The sequence below is a fragment of the Cupriavidus pauculus genome (genome assembly GCF_002858765.1).
GTDB lineage: Bacteria > Pseudomonadota > Gammaproteobacteria > Burkholderiales > Burkholderiaceae > Cupriavidus > Cupriavidus pauculus_B.
This window is the reverse complement of sequence record NZ_PJRP01000001.1, coordinates 726770-744368: the sequence shown is the minus strand read 5'-3', so window position 1 is coordinate 744368 and position 17599 is coordinate 726770. Positions and strand designations below refer to the sequence as shown.

Genomic DNA, 17599 nt, shown 5'->3' with positions numbered 1-17599 from the left:
TTTTAGTGTATGCTTCAGACGATCTCCACCACGCGCTAGCCGCGACATGAACGACCCCTATCCCAGTTCGAAGCCTGCCAGCTACAGGCAGCAGGATCGGCCCCGATCCCTTCTCGAACGCCTTTCGGATTTCATTTCCCCCGAGCCGGACACCCGCGCCGAACTGCTGGAAGTGCTGCAGGACGCGCATGAGCGCAACCTGATCGACGCGGATTCGCTCTCGATGATCGAGGGCGTGTTCCAGGTATCGGAGCTGACGGCGCGCGACATCATGGTGCCCCGCGCCCAGATGGATGCGGTCAACATCGCGGATACGCCAGAAGCGTTCATTCCCTTCATGCAGCAGACCGCGCACTCGCGCTTTCCGGTGTATGAGGGCAATCGTGACAACATCATCGGCATCCTGCTGGCCAAGGACCTGCTGCGCTACTACACCGACGAGAATTTCGACCTGCGCGAGACACTGCGCCCGGCCGTGTTCATTCCGGAGTCGAAGCGACTGAACATCCTGCTGCGCGAATTTCGTATCAATCGCAACCATATTGCGATCGTTGTCGACGAGTACGGCGGCGTGGCAGGGCTGGTCACGATCGAGGACGTGCTCGAACAGATCGTTGGCGACATCGAGGACGAGTTCGACCTGGACGAAGACCAGGACATGATCCTGCCGACCACGGACGGCGCATGGCGCGTGCGTGGCCTGACCGAGATCGAACAGTTCAACGAGTCGTTCGGCACGGCGTTTCCGAACGACGACGTCGATACGGTGGGCGGCCTGCTGACCAATCACGTGGGCCATGTGCCGCATCGCGGCGAGATCATCACCTTGCCGCCGATCCGCTTCGAGGTACTGCGCGCCGACGCGCGCCAGGTGCATCTGCTGCAGGTACACCGCGAGGCTCCGGCCGAAACCAACGGCGTGGCCGACGCATGAAGCGCGCCGGCGCGCCCGACGCCGTGGGTACCCGCCGCGCCGATCCGCTGATCGGCGCCGGACCATCTTCCCCTTCCTCCCAGCCGGCCGGCGCCGCCCAAAGCGGATCGCGCCAGGGTGTGCTGTTCCGGCTGCTGATCGCCGCCGCGCTGGGCGTGGCCCATACGCAGGCTTTCGCGCCACATGACTGGTGGTGGCTGCAGATCCTGTCGCTGGCCGGGCTGGTGGCACTGGTTGCCGATGCGGGCCGCCCGCGTGCGGCAGCCGCCACGGCGTACGCATTCGGCATGGGCTGGTTCCTGTCCGGCATCTGGTGGCTCTATATCAGCATGCACGTCTACGGCGAGATGCCGGCGTGGATGGCCTCGCTGGCCGTGGTGCTGTTCGGCGCATACCTGTCTCTATGGCCGGCACTGGCCGCCGGCGTCTGGCATTGGCTGACCCGGCGCGGCCGGGGCGGCATCCAGGCTGCGCTGGCGTTCGGCGCGGCCTGGGCCTTGGCGGAATGGCTACGCGGTGTGGTCTTTACCGGCTTCCCCTGGCTGGGTAGCGGCTATCCCCATACCGACGGCCCGCTGTCGGGCTTTGCGCCGCTGGTCGGCGTCTACGGCATCACGTTCCTGGCGGCGACGACATCGGCATTGCTGGTCACGGCCGTCCGGGCCGCGCTGCGCCGCGCCGAACCGGGCGCCCGCCGCGCCGCCGGCTGGTCGGTCGGACTGGTGGCCGCCACGCTGGGCGGCGGCCTGGCGCTGGTGCCGGTGGCGTACACCACCCCAATCGGCATGCCTGTCAGCGTGCGGCTGCTGCAGGGCAATGTGGCACAGGACATCAAGTTTGAACCGGTGGGCATCCAGCGCTCGCTGGAGTTGTACCGCGACATGATTACGGCGGCCCCGGCGGACCTCGTCGTGACGCCAGAGACCGCATTCCCGGTGATCCTGCAGGACCTGCCGGTGGATATCGCCCGGGATGTGCGCACCTATATGGAGAAGACCGGCACGACGGTCGTCTTTGGTGCGGCAGGCGCCGATTCGCCAGTGGACTTCACCAACAGCGTGTTCGCGATCGGGCCGGAACTGGACGCCCTCTACCGGTACAACAAGCACCACCTGGTGCCATTCGGCGAATTCATCCCGTTCGGCTTCCACTGGTTCGTCAACATGATGAAGATGCCGCTGGGCGACTTCCGGCGCGGCACGCTGGATCAGCCGGCCGTGCCGGTGCGCGGCATCCATGTGGCGCCCAATATCTGCTACGAGGATCTGTTCGGCGAGGAAATCGCCGCTACCCTGCGGCAGCAGGCCACACCCGCCAACCTGCTGGCCAACGTGACCAACCTGGCCTGGTTCGGCGACACCATCGCGCTGGACCAGCACCTGCAGATCTCGCGGATGCGGGCCCTGGAAATGCGCCGGCCGATGCTGCGCGCCACCAATACCGGCATGACGGCCGTGGTCCGGCCAGACGGGACGGTGCAGGCGAAGCTGCCGACATTTGAAGTGGGTACGCTGACGGCCGACGTACAGGGCATGCGGGGCCTGACGCCGTATATCCGCTGGGGCAACGTGCCGGCACTGGCCGGCAGCGTGCTCGTGTTGTTGCTGGCGCTGCGGGGGCGGCGCCGGGTGCTGGATTAACCGACCAGCGCGGTCGCCATCGACACGGCGGCGGCCGCCACCATCACGGCGATGGCAACGATATAAGGCTTGCGAGACAGCAGCGACATGACCAATCCCCTAAAGTTGTTGTTTCAAGCCCGCATCGCGTTATCGGCTGACAAGGCTGAAAGCTGACGCTTCCGGCCCCACCGGCCCGCAATCCGACCTGGCGGCCATCTGTTTTTTGATTCGGTGACCGCGTGCTTTAACTGTATACAAAAACGGTATCGGCACCTATCGGACAGTTCTGAAACCCATGTCAGGATTTACCCGACCCGTTGCGCCCGCCCGACACCCGTCACATGCACGATTCGTGCCCTGCGACACCGTTTTCCTGCCTGTTCGCGGCTGAGACAGGCCAAAAACCCGATAGAATCCAAGGTTTGGCAAACCCGGCGCGAGACGGTTCGCGCACTTGCCCGCCAGCTTTCCATTTCGTCTTCCTATGCTGACCTTCCAACAAATGATTCTGACCCTGCAGGCCTACTGGGACCGGCAGGGCTGCGCATTGCTGCAACCGATCGATCTGGAGGTCGGCGCCGGTACATCGCACGTGCATACGTTCCTGCGCGCGATCGGCCCCGAGCCGTGGCGGGCCGCCTACGTGCAGCCGTCGCGCCGGCCCAAGGACGGCCGCTACGGCGAGAACCCGAACCGCCTGCAGCACTACTACCAGTACCAGGTGGTGCTCAAGCCGGCGCCCGAGAACATCCTGGAGCTCTACCTGGGCTCGCTGGAGGCACTGGGCCTGGACCTGAAGCAGAACGACATCCGCTTCGTCGAGGACGACTGGGAAAATCCGACCCTGGGCGCCTGGGGCCTGGGCTGGGAAGTCTGGCTCAACGGCATGGAAGTGACGCAGTTCACGTACTTCCAGCAGGTGGGCGGCATCGACTGCAAGCCGATCACCGGCGAAATCACCTACGGCATCGAACGCCTGGCGATGTACCTGCAGAAGGTGGAAAACATCTACGACCTGGTCTGGACCGAGTGGGAAGAGAACGGCGTGACGCGCCGCCTGACCTATGGCGACGTCTACCACCAGAACGAGGTGGAGCAGTCCACCTACAACTTCGAGCACAGCAACACCGAAATCCTGTTCCGCCATTTTGCCGAGCACGAGGGCGAAGCCCGTCGCCTGATGGGGGATGCCGGCGAAAAGAACGAGGATGGCACCCCGAAGCTGACCGACACCCGCCTGGCGCTGCCGGCGTACGAACAGGTGCTGAAGGCCGCCCACACGTTCAACCTGCTCGATGCACGCGGCGCCATCTCGGTGACCGAGCGCGCCGCCTATATCGGCCGCATCCGCAATCTGTCGCGCATGGTGGCGCAGGCCTACTACGATTCGCGCGAGGCGCTGGGCTTCCCGATGTGCAACGCCGGGGCTCGCGCATGACGGCCCGCGTGCGCGGCACGCTGGCACTGATGGCGTTTGCCGTGCCGGTTGCGCTGTCGCCTGCCGGCAGCGCGCTTGCCGCCGCGCGGACATCGCCCGCGCCGTCGCCGCAGGCCCTGTACCTGCCGGCCGACCTGGCCAATATCTGCGAGGCGGATACCCAGGCGCTGCAGCAGGCCATCACGCGGCACTGGCGGCCGTCGCTGTCGTCGATCGACCAATGGACGCAGCTGGTGCGCTCGTTCTCGTGCGACCTGTCCGGGTCGCGCGACCTTGGCTGGCACCGCGTGCCGCTACGCGCCTACGAGAGCGCCATCCGCTACCCGCTGCAGTGGGTCGAATGGGAAGACAACGCCGGGCGCTCGCGCCGCACGGTACGGACCTACTATTCCGCCGCGCAGCTGCCCGCGAAGATCGATTTCTGGGTGGGCGGGCGCATCGACGAGATCCGCTACGACCGCCGGACCCATCGCATCGACGCACGCTTCCCGGCCGCGGGCACCCGCGGCGCTTCCGGCGTGGCCGCGCAATGCGCCTACACCACGCTGCAATTCCGCCAGCAGAACGGCCTGTGGCTGCTGTCTGGCGTGGAACCCAATCTCGCGCCGCGCTGCTGACGCGCGCGCCCATACCTGTTGGATAGATTCATGTCGCAACCCATGACCGATTCGCTGCTGATCGAACTGTTCACCGAAGAACTGCCGCCGAAGGCGCTGTCCCGCCTGGGCGAAGCCTTCGCACAGGGGCTGTTCGATGGCCTCGGCGCACGCGATCTGCTCGAAGCCGGCGCCGCCGTGACGCCGTTTGCCACGCCGCGCCGCCTGGCCGCGCTGGTGACCGGCGTGCGCCGCACCGCGCCGGACCGCGAACAGCGCGAAAAGGTGCTGCCGCTGACCGTGGCGCTTGACGCCAATGGCGCCCCGACCGCCCCGCTGGCCAAGAAGCTGGCCGCCCTGGCCAAGTTGGTGGGCGTGGCCGAGATCGACTGGCAGACGCTGGAGCGCGCCTCGGACGGCAAGGCCGACGCGTTCTTCTACCGCTACACCGCCAAGGGCGCCACCCTGGCCGACGGCCTGCAGGCCGCACTGGACGACACCCTGGGCAAGCTGCCGATTCCGAAGCTGATGAGCTATCAGCGCCCGGACGGCACCACGGTGCATTTCGTGCGCCCGGCGCACAGCCTGATCGCGCTGTACGGTGCCGAAATCGTGCCGGTGTCGGTGCTCGGCCTGCCGGCCAGCAACCTCACGCAGGGCCACCGCTTCCTGTCGCAGGGCGTCATCGAGATTCCGCACGCCGGCGAATACGCGGGCCTGCTGGAGTCGCGCGGCCGCGTGGTCGCCAGCTATGCCGACCGCCGCGAGCGCATCCGCAGCGCACTGCTGAAGGAAGCCGGCGCCGACCAGGTGGTCATGCCCGAGTCGCTGCTGGACGAAGTGAATTCGCTGGTCGAATGGCCGGTGGTCTACCCCTGCCACTTCGAGGAAGCCTTCCTGGCCGTGCCGCAGGAGTGCCTGATCCTGACGATGCAGACCAACCAGAAGTACTTTGCGCTGACCGATGCCGCCGGCCACCTGCGCAACCGCTTCCTGATCGTCTCGAACCTGGCCACCGACACGCCGCAATCGATCATCTCGGGCAACGAGCGCGTGGTGCGCCCGCGCCTGGCCGATGCCAAGTTCTTCTTCGACCAGGACCGCAAGAAGACGCTGGCGTCGCGCGTGCCGCAGCTGGGCAACGTGGTCTACCACAACAAGATCGGCAGCCAGCTGGACCGCGTGCAGCGCCTGCAGCAGATTGCCGGCCATATTGCCGACGCGATGAATGCCGCCGGCGCGCCGGTGGACAAGGCCGCCGCGATGCGCGGCGCCGAACTGGCCAAGGCCGACCTGCTGACCGACATGGTGGGCGAATTCCCCGAGCTGCAGGGCACCATGGGCACGTACTACGCGCGCCATGACGACGAGGCCGAGGACGTGGCGCTGGCCTGCTCCGAGCACTACCGCCCGCGCTTTGCCGGGGACGCGCTGCCCGAGGGCAACGTCAGCACCGCCGTGGCGCTGGCCGACAAGCTGGAAACGCTGGTGGGCATCTGGGGCATCGGCCTGCAGCCCACGGGCGAAAAGGACCCGTTCGCGCTGCGCCGCCACGCGCTGGGCATCCTGCGCATGCTGATCGAGAAGCCGCTGGCGGTGTCGATCGACACGCTGCTGGGCCTGACCGCACAGGCGTTCGCGGGCATTGCCACCGTGAAGCCGGCCGGCGAGGCGATCTCCGACTTCCTGTACGACCGCGTGCGCGGCTACCTGAAGGACAAGGGCTACACCACGAACGAGGTGGAAGCCGTGGTGAGCCTGCGTCCGCAGAGCCTGCACGACATCCTGGCCCGCATGGAAGCCGTGCGCACGTTTGCCGCGCTGCCCGAGGCCGAGGCCCTGGCCGCCGCGAACAAGCGCATCACGAACATCCTGAAGAAGACCGACGAGGCCATTGGCACCGTCGACCGCGCGCTGTTCCAGGAAGCGGCCGAAGGCGCGCTGTTCGACGCCATCGAACAGGTGCGTCCGGGCGTGGAAGCCGCCTTCGCGGGTGGCGATTTCACCGCCGCGCTTCGCGACCTGGCCCAGTTGCGCGACGCCGTGGACCGCTTCTTCAACGACGTGATGGTGATGGCCGACGACGCGAAGCTGCGCGCCAACCGCCTGGCGCTGCTGGCCACGCTGCACGGCCTGGCCAATCGTGTGGCAGACATTTCCAAGCTGGCCGCCTAAGCTGTCTTCAAGCCGCCCCGGAGCCGCCATGCCACAGTCCCAGCCGAAGTTCGTGATCCTTGACCGCGATGGCGTGGTCAACCTGGACAGCGACCAGTTCATCAAGACCCCCGACGAATGGGTGCCGATCGCCGGCAGTCTCGAAGCCATCGCCATGCTGAACCAGGCTGGCTATCGCATCGTCATTGCCAGCAACCAGTCGGGCATCGGCAGGGGGCTGTTCGAGATGAGCGCGCTCAACGCCATGCACGAGAAGATGTACAAGGCGCTGGCCGCGCTGGGCGGCCGCGTCGAGGCCGTGTTCTTCTGTCCGCATACCGCCGCCGACAACTGCGACTGCCGCAAGCCGAAGTCGGGCCTGTACGAGCAGATCGGCGAGCGTTTTGGCGTCGAACTGCGCAACGTGGCCACCGTGGGCGATTCGCTGCGCGACCTGGAAGCCGGTGTGGCCGTGGGCTGCGTGCCGCACCTGGTGCGCACCGGCAAGGGCCTGCGCACGCTCGACAAGGGCGGCCTGCCCGCCGGCACGCGCGTGCATGACGACCTGGCCGCGTTCGCGCGCTGGCTGGTCGCCGAAGGGACGCACAAGACCCCCGCCCCGACCGCCCACGCCGCGCAGCCCGCGCCCTGAGGCACTGCCCCGCCCCCTGATTTTCGCCCCCATCGATGACCTTTATCCGCTCCCTGCTGTTCGCGCTGTACCTGGTGGTGCTGACCCCGCCCTACGCGTGCATGTGTTTCATCGTCTTCCCGTTCATGAACGCGGAAAACCGCTTCCGCTTCGTGCGTGGCTGGCCGCTCCTGGTGATCTGGGCCGCGCGCCTGATCTGTGGCATCCAGTACCGCATCGAAGGCATGGACAAGATGCTGGCGATGCTGGACAAGCCCGTGGTGCTGCTGTCCAAGCACCAGTCGGCCTGGGAAACCGTGGCCTACGTGGCGCTGATGCCCAAGCCGCTGTGCTTCGTGTTCAAGCGTGAACTGCTGTTCGTGCCGTTCTTCGGCTGGGCGCTGGGCATGCTCAAGATGGTCCACATCAACCGCAAGGACGGCACCCGGGCCTTTGCCTCGGCAGCCCGGCAGGGCCGCGAGCGGCTCAACGAGGGGGCGTGGATCATCATGTTCCCCGAAGGCACACGCACGCCGGCCGGCAAGGAAAACCCGCGCTACAAGAGCGGCGGCGCACGCCTGGCCGTGGAAACCGGCGCCTGGGTCTTTCCGATGGCGGTCAATTCGGGGCGCGTCTGGCCGCGCAATTCGTTCCTGAAGTACCCGGGCATGATCACGATCTCGATTGGCGACGCCATTCCGTCGGCCAACAAGACCGCCGACATGCTGAACCAGGAAACGGAAGCCTGGATCGAGGCCGAGATGCGCCGCATCGATCCGGAAAGCTACCGCCGCGCAGGGAGTCAGGCCACAGCATGAAGCTGCTGCGTCCCACCGCCGACCCCAACGCGCAGCTGGAGCTGCCGCTGGCCGACGCCACGCCAGCCGTCCAGCCCGGGCAGCAGAATTCGCTGGCGCCGACGCCCGACGCGCTGCCGGAGGCCGAGCGCGCCGGGGACCGGGTTGGTGACATCTGGCCGCCAGTGCTGCCGAATGGCCGCGTGCTGCAGGTGGGCGAACGGACCCTGCACTATTCGCTCAAGCGCTCGTCGCGCCGTACCATCGGATTCACGGTCGATGACCGCGGGCTGTCGATCACGGCGCCGCGCTGGGTGACGCTGGTCGACGTCGAGTCGGCCATCCTTGAAAAGCAGCGCTGGATCTTCGCCAAGCTTGGCGAATGGCGCCACCGCGAGTCGCGCCGCGTGCTGCCCACGGTGCAGTGGCGCGACGGCGCCGAACTGCCGTTCCTGGGCCAGCCGATCACGCTGCGGCTGGAATCCCCGGCCGGCGTGCTGTGTTTCGACGCCGATACGCGCGTGCTGCACCTGGCGCTGCCGGCGCACGTCGAAGAGCAGCAGATCAAGGACCGCGTGCAGGGGTGGATGCAGAACCAGGCCCGCCGGCTGCTGGCCGAACGGCTCGACGTCTACGCCGTCAAGCTTGGCGTGCGTCATACCGGCTTTGCGCTGACTTCGGCCGCCACACGATGGGGTAGCTGTACTGCCGATGGCAAGATTCGACTCAACTGGCGGCTGATGCACTTCCCGCTGTCAATGATCGACTATGTGGCCGCGCACGAGCTGGCGCACCTGAAGGAAATGAACCACAGCCCGCGCTTCTGGGAAACGGTGGAATCGATCTTCCCCGAGTTCCGCGACGCCCGCGCCCGCTTGCGCGCGCATCCGCCCGAACTGCTGCCGACGTTCTGACGTTCTGACGGCCCAACGTTCCGACGGGCCGAAGCGTGCCGACCCGCGCCCGATTCACCAGGCGTAGCGCGCGCCCAGCCGCAGCGCATATTGCCGGTAGCCCTGGCTGCCCCACTGCCCGCCGATGTTCCCCCATCTGCTCCAGCCGCGTGACAGCCTGGCATCGAGCCCGAGCTTGAGCTCGTAGCGGTCGCGCGGGAACAACTGCCCCAGCACCGTCTCGCTGAATCCCACCGATGTACTGGCCAGGTCGTGCCACCAGTTCAGGGTGGCGTACGGCTGCAGCCGCCCGCCATCGCCCCGATCCAGCGTGCGGAAGATCCGTACGCCGAGCCGGGTCACCACGCAGTTGGTATCGCCGCCATGGATCTGCGCGCCACCCGGTTCGGTCACGCTGACGCCGCGATGCCGCAGCCATGCCACCTGCGCCTGCGGCGCGACGCGCCATGACGACGACGCCAGCGGCAGGGCCCATCCCCCTTCGAGCGACACGTTCCACGCCTGGCTGTGATAGCCGACCTTGGGCAGCTGGTCGCCGCGCACGATGCTATCGAACCAGGTGTACTGGAACCAGGTATCGACATAGGGTCCCAGACCGGAAGCCGCCTGTTCGAACCACGTGGCGTACATGCCCGCACCATAGCCGTTCACCTCGCCTTGCGCCCGGGCGGTGTTGTCGGCGGCCAGGCCATCGGTTCGCACATTGCCGTAGCCCTGCATGGCGCCCACGTGCAGCCGGTCAGTGGCGCCGAGCAGCGAACCACGCGCGATGTCGCCACCGCCTTGCAGGATCACCGTATTGGCCCGCGCGCCGTAGTCATTGCCACGACTGCCGCTTTCGGCCGTCTTGCCCACCAGCCGCAGCCATCCGCCCGGTGCCGACGAAAAGGGCAGCTCGCCCATGCGGTCATGCAGGCTGTGCAGGAACAGGCTGGCGGCCGCGTACTCGTTGGCGATGTAGGCGGGCACTTCGGGCCGGTACATCGGCCGGAGCGGGGCTGGGGGCGCCGGGGATCGGGCGGCGTGGGTGGCGCAGGAGGGTCGGGTGGCGTCGTCAACTGCTGGGATCTCAGGTACCAGTTGCCGTCGGCAGGGTTCTGCGTGCTGCCCCGATACAGCCGGTACTCGTAGGGCCCCGCCACGGCGCGGCCCGCCAGCGCAAACGTGCCGGCCGGGGCGCTGCCGCCGTTGATGGCCTCGATCACGCGGATCCCCTCGCTCGTCAGCGCGCCCTTGCCGCCGGCGTTGACGATGCGCAGGGCGGTCGCACCGGTGACGGTACCGCCGTCGATCACGAGCTTGTCTGCCGGCGATCCGTCGCCGGCCAGCGCCGCCATCAACCCCAGTGCGCCCCCCTCGCTGTGGTATCCCCCCAGCGTGAGCGAGTGAAACGCGCCGTCCGTGGGCGGCACAAAGGCGACCGCGCTGCCGATGCTCTCAAGGCGCGTCAGGTTGGAGTCGCCGGTGGTCAGCCAGGCCGAGTTGTCGCGCAGTGCCAGCCGCACCGCATGCTGCCCGCCACCCTCGGCAGGCATGACCAGCGATGCCCCGCGCAGCGCCGAGCCGCTGGCGGTGACATCCACCACGATCGGGCCGATACGGGCATCGACGCTCAGCAAGTAGGCGCCCGCCACGCTGCTGCCCGTGATCGCCGCCGCTGCCGGGCCTCCCAGGAACGCCAAGGCACTGCCCTGGTTCGCCAGGAGCGTGCTGCGCGTGATTTCGGCCGTCTGCACCATCGAATCGTCGGTGCTATACATCGACAGCGCACTGCCCCCCCCAGGCCGGCGCTGATCGCGCTGCCGTTACGCAACGCAATATGGGCCTGGTCGATGACCTGCATCGCCGTTGCGGCCGTGCCCGACACCGTCACGGCCGTGCCATCGGCCACGATCTGGCTGCCGGCCCCGCGAGCGGAAAGGCCTTGCGCCCCCGCATCAGCGTGGTGACGCTGCCGCCCGCCAGGGTCACGTTGCCGCCGTCGATGGCCTCGACGCCCACCGACCCGGGCCCCGTCGTGACGATCGTCGAATTCTCGGCCTGCACGGTCGTGGCACTTTGCGCCAACACGCCGAAGGCGGCGACGCCGCTGGTAGTGATATCCACGCCGCGCAGCACGATCGTGCCCGAGCCTTTTGCCGATGCCGCGCCCGGCGATTCCATGCCACTGGTCTGGATGGGAATGCGTGCGCCCTGCCCGTCGACGACGACATTCGATTTCGACGACGTCAGCGCCACGCCGGGCGCGATATCGCCGGTGGTGGTGATGGCACTGGCCCCGAGCAACGAGATCGAGCCCGTGGCCACGGCAATGCCGGTACTGTCCCGGAAGCATCGCGTCATACAGTTTCCCCTCTGTCAGAGAAAGCCTGTCGCGCGACCTTCGGCGCCGCGCCGTGATGGACCGGCGTAGGCGTTCGTGCAGCTGTCGAAGCAATGTGGAATGTAGCAATTGCCCGGCATCCGCGCGGGCGCCGTCGATGTGAAATTTTCTTTGCGGCATGTTTAGCGGTGCCACCGTGGGCAATCCGGCACGATGGCGCAGGCAGGACTAAAATGACGGACTCTGTTGTCTCAACAACCCACAGAAGGTCCCCCCTATGCGACTCCTCCACACCATGCTGCGCGTTGGCGACTACCAGCGCTCGATCGATTTCTACACCCGCGTGCTGGGCATGCAACTGCTGCGCGAGAGCGACAACGCCGAGTACAAGTACCGCCTGGCCTTTGTCGGCTACGGCCCGGAAAGCGAGACCGCCGTGCTGGAACTGACCTACAACTACGGCGTGGACCAGTACGACCTGGGCACCGCCTACGGCCATATCGCCCTGGAAACCCCCAATGCCGCCGAAGCCTGCGACCGCATCCGCGCTGCCGGCGGCAAGGTCACGCGCGAGGCCGGCCCGGTCAAGGGCGGCACAACGGTAATCGCCTTCGTCGAAGACCCGGACGGCTACAAGATCGAGCTGATCGAACGCAATTCCACCCGCGACGCCGCCCGTCCGTAAGCGACGCGGCGATGTCCACACAACTGATAACAAGGCGCCCGCTGGACAGCACGGCCATCGGACTGATGGTCTTGCTGTGCGCCGCATGGGGACTCCAGCAGGTGATCATCAAGGTCACCGCTCCGTTGATGGGCGCCGTGCTGCAGGCCGGCGTCCGCTCCGCCATCGCCGCGCTGCTGGTATTCGCCTTCGCCGCGTGGCGTGGCACCCCGCTGTGGGAGCGCGACGGCACGCTGCGCGCCGGGCTGGTGGCCGGCCTGCTGTTTGGCGCGGAGTTCTTCTGCATCTTTGTCGGGTTGGGCCACACCACGGCATCTCGCATGGCCGTGTTCCTCTACACGGCGCCGATCTTCACCGCGCTGGGTCTGCACCTGTTCGTGCCGGGCGAACACCTGCAGCGCAGCCAGTGGACCGGCGTGGCACTGGCGTTCCTGGGTATGGTGCTGGCTTTCGCGGACGGCATCGTCGCGGCATCCACGCAGTCGAGCACGCTGCTGGGCGACGCGCTGGGCGTACTGGCCGGCGCCCTATGGGCCGCCACGACGATCGTGGTACGCGGCAGCAAGCTGTCGCACGCGCCCGCCAGCAAGACGCTGCTCTATCAGCTGGCGGTTTCCGCCGTCCTGCTGCTGGTGATGGCAGTGGCCGCCGGCCAGATTCATCGCGTGGAAGTCACGGGGTTCGTAGTCGCCAGCCTGTTCTACCAGTCGGTGCTGATCGCATTCGCCAGCTATCTGATCTGGTTCTGGCTGCTGCGTCAGTATCTGGCATCGCGGCTATCGGTATTCTCGTTCCTGACCCCGCTGTTCGGGGTCGCCTTCGGCGTGCTGCTGATGCACGACCAGGTCGGCGTGCGATTCGCGCTGGCGGCAGTGATGGTGCTGGGGGGGATTGTGCTGGTGAACCGGAAGGCCTGAGCGGCCTGTCGGGGACGCGCCCCTCCCGTCTGGCGGGAGGGACGCCTGGCGCGGCAAGCGCCGATTACTTCGGGAACGAGAACATGCCCACGGCGTTGCGCACTTCGTCCAGCGTCTGCTGGGTCAGTTCGCGGGCGGTTTCCGTGCCCTGCTTCAGGATGTCGAACACGTAGCCCGGGTCCTGCGCCAGTTGCTCGCGGCGCTCGCGGATCGGGCGCAGCATTTCCTGCAGGATGCCTTCCACACGGCGCTTGAGCACCATGTCGCCCAGGCCGCCGCGCTGGTAGTGGTCCTTGAGCGCCTGCACTTCCTCCACGTTCGGATCGAACGCGTCCAGGTACGTGAACACGATGTTGCCTTCGACCTGACCCGGGTCCGACACCTTGAGGTGGTTCGGATCGGTGTACATCTTGTGCACGGCCTCGCGGATCTGCTCCGGCGAGGCGCCCAGCGGAATCGAGTTGCCCTGCGACTTGCTCATCTTGGCCTTGCCATCGACACCGGGCAGGCGGCCATGCTTCGGAATCAGCGCGGCGGCCTCGGGCAGGATGTCACGACCCACCTGATGGTTGATGCGGCGCACGATCTCGTTGGTCTGCTCGATTAACGGCGCCTGGTCCTCGCCCACCGGCACCAGCACGGCCTTGAAGGCGGTGATGTCAGCGGCCTGCGATGCCGGGTAGCACAGGAAGCCGGCCGGGATGTCGCGGCCAAAACCGCGCGCCTGGATTTCTTCCTTGATCGTCGGGTTGCGCTCCAGGCGCGACACCGTGACGAAGTTCAGGTACATCAGCGTCAGTTCGGCCAGCGCCGGCAGGTGCGACTGCACCGTGATCGTGGTCTTGGCGGGATCGATGCCCACGGCCAGGTAGTCCAGCGCCACTTCCAGCACGTTGCGGCGGACCTTGTCCGGGTCATGCGCGTTGTCGGTCATCGCCTGCGTGTCGGCCAGCAGCACATACTGCTTGTGCGTTTCCTGCAAGGCCACGCGGCTCTTCAGCGAGCCAACGTAGTGGCCCAGGTGCAGCGGGCCGGTGGGACGATCGCCAGTCAGGATGACGGGACGCGGATCGGTCTTGGTCTGTTCGGTCATGAGCGTCGCGATTGCTTCAGGATGTTCGGGATATTCAGCGAAAAAATCGAAATCGATGTCGGCGGCGGTGGGTTGCGGTCTCAGGCCGCGCCGCGCGCCGGCGGCACAGAACTGTTGCCGACGATGCGGGCCAGTTCAACATACTCGGCCACCGGCACTTCCTCGGCACGGCGGCCCAGGTCGAAGCCGAGCGCATCGAAGTCCACCTGGTCGCGCAGGAACGACAGCGTGTTGCGCAGCACCTTGCGGCGCTGCGAAAACGCGGCCGTCACCACATCGCCAAGCACGCCGGGATCGCACGCCGGATACGGCGAGCGCAGCGTACCGTCTTCGGCACGCGGCCACGGAATCATGCGCACCACGGCCGAGTCGACCTTGGGCGGCGGGTTGAACGATGCCGGCGGCACGTCGAGCACGTGCTCCATGTGATAGCGCACCTGCAGCATGATCGACAGCCGGCCAAACGCCTTGCTGCCCGGCTCGGCCACCATGCGCTCGACCACTTCCTTCTGCAGCATGAAATGCTGGTCGCGGACGTGATCGGCGAAATCCATCAGATGGAACAGCAGCGGGCTCGAGATGTTGTAGGGCAGGTTGCCCACGATGCGCAGTGCGCGGCCCGACTCCTTGAGCTTGCCGAAGTCGAACGCCAGCGCGTCGCCGGCATGCACGGTCAGGCGGTCGTTGTAGCGGTTGCGCAGGCGCTCCACGAGATCGCGGTCCAGCTCCACGACCTGCATGCTGGGCAGGCGTTCGAGCAGCGGATTCGTCAGCGCGCCCAGACCTGGCCCGATTTCGACGACAACGTCGTCCGGCTGCGGATCGATCGCGTTGACGATGCCGTAGATGATGCCGTCATCGACCAGGAAATTCTGGCCGAATCGTTTGCGGGCCACATGGCCCTGATGCACGTTTGGACGCATAAGTCAGTGCCGACCGTTGGCGGACGCGCCGTTGCCGTGGCGTCCGCTGGCATGGCCGGCCATGGTAATGGCACACCGGATGGCCTCGATCATGCTGCCGTGCTCCGCCCGGCCGGTGCCGGCCAGGTCGAGCGCGGTGCCATGATCCACCGATGTGCGGATAAAGGGCAGGCCCAGCGTGATATTGACGCCGTGGCCGAAGGTGCCGTACTTGAGGGGGGCCAGACCCTGGTCATGGTACATCGCCAGCACGCAGTCGGCATCGCGCAGGTGGCGGGGCTGGAACAGCGTGTCGGCGGGATACGGCCCGCGTGCGTCGATATCGGCGTCGCAGGCCAGCGCCAGCGCCGGTCCGATGACGTCGATCTCCTCGCGGCCCATATGCCCCGATTCCCCGGCATGCGGGTTGAGCCCGGTGACGAGGATGCGGGGGCGGGCAATGCCGAAGTGGCGCCGCAGATCGTGGTCGACGATCTTCAGCGTTTCCTGCAGCAACGGGATCGTCAATGCGTCGGGCACGGCGCGCAGCGGCAGATGCGTGGTGGCCAGCGCCACGCGCAGCATGGCGTTGTCATGCGCGGGCTGCGGCCCGGCCAGCATCATCACCACGCGCGGCACGGCGGCGCGCTCGGCCAGGTATTCGGTATGGCCCGTGAACGGCACGCCGGCGTCGTTGATCGTGCTTTTCTGCACCGGCGCGGTGATCATGGCCGCGAAGCGGCCGCCCTGCAGGCCATCGACGGCGGTATCGAGCAGCGCCAGCACGTAGCGGCCGTTGCGGGCATCGAGCTGTCCGGCCTCGCAGGCCACGCCCAGTGCCACATCCTCGACCACCACGTCGCCATCGGCCAGCCGCCGCTGCCACGCATGCGCCACGCCCAGTGCCTCGGCCCGCTGCGCCAGCAGGCGCACGTCGCCAATCACATGGAACCGGTACGCGCCATGGCCCATGCCATTGGCCGCGCCGCCAAGCTGCAGCAGGGCACCGATGGTGATATCGGGACCGATGCCGGCGGGTTCTCCGGTCGTGATGGCAAGCGCCAGTGGCGCGGGTGCAGGGTCGGGCATGGCAGGAGCGGCGCGCGTCAGCGCTGTCGGTTGATCCGGTATTCCACGTACGCCGCGCTGCGCAGCTGGCGCACCCAGTCATCATAGGCGGCGCGCAGCTTCTGTTCCCGCACTTCCTGGCGGGCGAAGTCGCGCTGCTTCTCGGCGGAGACCTCGGTCTCGCGGCGGTTTTCCACCTGGATCAGGTGGACGCCGAACTGTGTGACCACGGGCTCGGAGATTTCACCCGGCCGCAGGCGGTTCATGGCCTGCTCGAATGCGGGCACCAGTTCGCCCGGCGACACCCAGCCCAGCTCGCCGCCCTGCTGGGCGGACCCGTCCTGCGAGTACCGGCGTGCGGCATCGGCAAAATCGGCACCGTGCACCAGGCGGTCGCGCAGCGTCGCCATCTGGCGCGTGGCTTCGGCTTCCGGCATGTTCGGACCGGTCCGGACCAGAATGTGGCGCACCTGCGTCTGGGTAATACGGTCCGCCGCAGCTTGCTGCGTCGGCGCGGCGGTGCGCTTGGCGGCCAGCTTCAGCACATGGAATCCATTGGCCGATTCCACCACTTCCGGCACCACCTTGCCCGGCTGCAGATCGACCACGGCGTTGGCGAACAGCGCCGGCAGGCGGCCGATTTCGCGGAACCCGATCGCGCCGCCCTGCGACGCTTCCGGCGCGTCGGAATTGGACTTGGCCAGCTCGGCGAAGTCGGCGCCCCCCTGTGCCTGCTTGAGCAGGCCTTCAGCCTTGGCCTTGAGCTGCGCCTTCTGGGCTTCGGATGCGTCATCCGGCACGCGCACCAGGATCTGCTGCACGTTGTATTCGGCCGGGCCCACGGCAGCGGGCTTTCCGCTGCGCGCTGCCAGGAAGTTGTCGATCTCGCCGTCGTAGACCTGCACCTTCGAGTCCACTTCGCGTTCGCGCAGGCGGATCACCTGCACCTGCTTGCGCAGTTCGTCGCGGTACTTGGTCCAACTCATGCCGCTGGCTTCCACGCGGCTGCGCAGATCCGTGGCAGACATCTTGTTCTGCTGCGCGACAGATTCGATCGCCCGATCCACTTCCTGGTCGGTCACCTTGATGCCGGCGTCCTGCGCGGCCTGCGACTGCACACGCTCCATCACCAGCCGTTCCAGCACTTCGCCAAGCAGGTCCGGGCGTTCGGGAATCGGGCGATTCGCCGCGCGCATCTGGTTTTCGATCTCGTCTGCCCGGTCAAGCAACTCGCGACGCGTGATCACGCTGTTGTTGACGATGGCAACGACTTCGTCCACCAGTTGCGAGCGCTTCTGCGCCGGCTGCGGAATGCCCATCTGCGGCTGGCTTGGGGCCACCGTGCTCGTCTGGCCACTCTGCTGCGGCATGAAGATGCCCTGGGTGCGCCCTCCCGGGGCGCGCAGTTGCGCGGCGACCGGGGCGGCCAGCGTGACGAGTACCGCGGAGAGCAGCACCTGCTGCCAGGGGTTCAGGCGGGACATAACCGAAATAACCGAAAAGGCTTGACGTTTCATCTTGGTCC

At 67.1% G+C, this 17599-nt stretch carries 15 protein-coding genes and 1 pseudogene; 10 read left to right on the top strand and 6 right to left on the bottom strand.

All coding sequences use genetic code 11. From position 1 onward, the window contains the following. Positions 1-46 precede the first annotated feature (46 nt). The 8 genes from CYJ10_RS03405 (at position 47) to CYJ10_RS03370 (ending at position 9086) form a co-directional block, all read left to right on the top strand. The gene (locus CYJ10_RS03405; RefSeq protein ID WP_101680126.1) at positions 47-934 is read left to right on the top strand and encodes an HlyC/CorC family transporter; all 888 of its coding nucleotides are present in this window, start codon (positions 47-49) and stop codon (positions 932-934) included. Beyond that, complete coding sequence (gene lnt / locus CYJ10_RS03400) at positions 931-2574, top strand: apolipoprotein N-acyltransferase (protein ID WP_101680125.1); 1644 nt, start codon at positions 931-933, stop codon at positions 2572-2574. The genes CYJ10_RS03405 and lnt overlap by 4 nt, the downstream gene beginning before the upstream one ends. A 466-nt stretch (positions 2575-3040) precedes the next feature. Further along, a complete protein-coding gene (glyQ, locus tag CYJ10_RS03395) occupies positions 3041-3994 on the top strand; it encodes a glycine--tRNA ligase subunit alpha (protein WP_101680124.1) in 954 nt (317 codons plus the stop codon). Beyond that, complete coding sequence (locus CYJ10_RS03390) at positions 3991-4611, top strand: hypothetical protein (RefSeq protein ID WP_101680123.1); 621 nt, start codon at positions 3991-3993, stop codon at positions 4609-4611. Before glyQ ends, CYJ10_RS03390 begins: the two co-directional genes overlap by 4 nt. Positions 4612-4641: 30 nt before the next feature. Beyond that, complete coding sequence (glyS, locus tag CYJ10_RS03385; RefSeq protein WP_101680122.1) at positions 4642-6765, top strand: glycine--tRNA ligase subunit beta; 2124 nt, start codon at positions 4642-4644, stop codon at positions 6763-6765. A gap of 28 nt (positions 6766-6793) precedes the next feature. Beyond that, positions 6794-7396 carry a D-glycero-beta-D-manno-heptose 1,7-bisphosphate 7-phosphatase gene (gmhB, locus tag CYJ10_RS03380; RefSeq protein ID WP_101680121.1) on the top strand — a complete coding sequence of 201 codons (603 nt, stop codon included), beginning with the start codon at positions 6794-6796 and terminating at the stop codon, positions 7394-7396. Positions 7397-7431: 35 nt separating this feature from the next. Beyond that, a complete protein-coding gene (locus CYJ10_RS03375; protein WP_101680120.1) occupies positions 7432-8193 on the top strand; it encodes a lysophospholipid acyltransferase family protein in 762 nt (253 codons plus the stop codon). Then, positions 8190-9086 (top strand): M48 family metallopeptidase, encoded by an 897-nt coding sequence (locus tag CYJ10_RS03370; RefSeq protein ID WP_101680119.1) that lies wholly within the window; start codon positions 8190-8192, stop codon positions 9084-9086. Before CYJ10_RS03375 ends, CYJ10_RS03370 begins: the two co-directional genes overlap by 4 nt. Positions 9087-9140: 54 nt before the next feature. Here the strand turns inward: CYJ10_RS03370 and CYJ10_RS34540 are convergent. Then, a pseudogene (locus CYJ10_RS34540) lies at positions 9141-10621 on the bottom strand (autotransporter family protein). A gap of 334 nt (positions 10622-10955) precedes the next feature. After that, complete coding sequence (locus CYJ10_RS03355) at positions 10956-11429, bottom strand: hypothetical protein (protein ID WP_101680116.1); 474 nt, start codon at positions 11427-11429, stop codon at positions 10956-10958. A gap of 257 nt (positions 11430-11686) precedes the next feature. On the opposite strand from CYJ10_RS03355, the gene gloA reads away from it, so the two are divergent. Both gloA and CYJ10_RS03345 read left to right on the top strand, forming a co-directional pair. Further along, positions 11687-12094, top strand: coding sequence for a lactoylglutathione lyase (gene gloA, locus CYJ10_RS03350; RefSeq protein ID WP_101680115.1), 408 nt, complete (start codon positions 11687-11689; stop codon positions 12092-12094). 11 nt (positions 12095-12105) lie between these two features. Next, positions 12106-13011, top strand: coding sequence for a DMT family transporter (locus CYJ10_RS03345; protein ID WP_101680114.1), 906 nt, complete (start codon positions 12106-12108; stop codon positions 13009-13011). 64 nt (positions 13012-13075) lie between these two features. On the opposite strand, the gene trpS is transcribed toward CYJ10_RS03345, so the two are convergent. From trpS to CYJ10_RS03325, 4 genes are all read right to left on the bottom strand, one after another. Then, on the bottom strand, positions 13076-14104 hold the full coding sequence (trpS, locus tag CYJ10_RS03340) for a tryptophan--tRNA ligase (protein WP_101680113.1): 1029 nt from the start codon (positions 14102-14104) through the stop codon (positions 13076-13078). Positions 14105-14184: 80 nt separating this feature from the next. Next, a complete protein-coding gene (rsmA, locus tag CYJ10_RS03335) occupies positions 14185-15027 on the bottom strand; it encodes a 16S rRNA (adenine(1518)-N(6)/adenine(1519)-N(6))-dimethyltransferase RsmA (protein ID WP_101680112.1) in 843 nt (280 codons plus the stop codon). Positions 15028-15030: 3 nt separating this feature from the next. After that, positions 15031-16095: a 4-hydroxythreonine-4-phosphate dehydrogenase PdxA gene (gene pdxA / locus CYJ10_RS03330; RefSeq protein ID WP_101680111.1), complete on the bottom strand. Its 1065-nt coding sequence runs from the start codon at positions 16093-16095 to the stop codon at positions 15031-15033. A 17-nt stretch (positions 16096-16112) separates the two neighbouring features. After that, positions 16113-17591, bottom strand: a complete 1479-nt coding sequence (locus CYJ10_RS03325) for a peptidylprolyl isomerase (protein ID WP_101680110.1) — start codon at positions 17589-17591, stop codon at positions 16113-16115. Positions 17592-17599 lie beyond the last annotated feature (8 nt).

Excerpts from the sequence above, each read along its gene's own strand:
- pdxA (WP_101680111.1), bottom strand. The coding sequence starts at position 16,095 with ATGCCCGACCCTGCACCCGCGCCACTGGCGCTTGCCATCACGACCGGA.
- gmhB (WP_101680121.1), top strand. The coding sequence starts at position 6,794 with ATGCCACAGTCCCAGCCGAAGTTCGTGATCCTTGACCGCGATGGCGTG.
- trpS (WP_101680113.1), bottom strand. The coding sequence starts at position 14,104 with ATGACCGAACAGACCAAGACCGATCCGCGTCCCGTCATCCTGACTGGC.
- CYJ10_RS03370 (WP_101680119.1), top strand. The coding sequence starts at position 8,190 with ATGAAGCTGCTGCGTCCCACCGCCGACCCCAACGCGCAGCTGGAGCTG.
- lnt (WP_101680125.1), top strand. The coding sequence starts at position 931 with ATGAAGCGCGCCGGCGCGCCCGACGCCGTGGGTACCCGCCGCGCCGAT.
- CYJ10_RS03355 (WP_101680116.1), bottom strand. The coding sequence starts at position 11,429 with ATGACGCGATGCTTCCGGGACAGTACCGGCATTGCCGTGGCCACGGGC.
- gloA (WP_101680115.1), top strand. The coding sequence starts at position 11,687 with ATGCGACTCCTCCACACCATGCTGCGCGTTGGCGACTACCAGCGCTCG.
- glyQ (WP_101680124.1), top strand. The coding sequence starts at position 3,041 with ATGCTGACCTTCCAACAAATGATTCTGACCCTGCAGGCCTACTGGGAC.
- CYJ10_RS03325 (WP_101680110.1), bottom strand. The coding sequence starts at position 17,591 with ATGAAACGTCAAGCCTTTTCGGTTATTTCGGTTATGTCCCGCCTGAAC.
- CYJ10_RS03375 (WP_101680120.1), top strand. The coding sequence starts at position 7,432 with ATGACCTTTATCCGCTCCCTGCTGTTCGCGCTGTACCTGGTGGTGCTG.
- glyS (WP_101680122.1), top strand. The coding sequence starts at position 4,642 with ATGTCGCAACCCATGACCGATTCGCTGCTGATCGAACTGTTCACCGAA.
- CYJ10_RS03345 (WP_101680114.1), top strand. The coding sequence starts at position 12,106 with ATGTCCACACAACTGATAACAAGGCGCCCGCTGGACAGCACGGCCATC.
- rsmA (WP_101680112.1), bottom strand. The coding sequence starts at position 15,027 with ATGCGTCCAAACGTGCATCAGGGCCATGTGGCCCGCAAACGATTCGGC.
- CYJ10_RS03390 (WP_101680123.1), top strand. The coding sequence starts at position 3,991 with ATGACGGCCCGCGTGCGCGGCACGCTGGCACTGATGGCGTTTGCCGTG.
- CYJ10_RS03405 (WP_101680126.1), top strand. The coding sequence starts at position 47 with ATGAACGACCCCTATCCCAGTTCGAAGCCTGCCAGCTACAGGCAGCAG.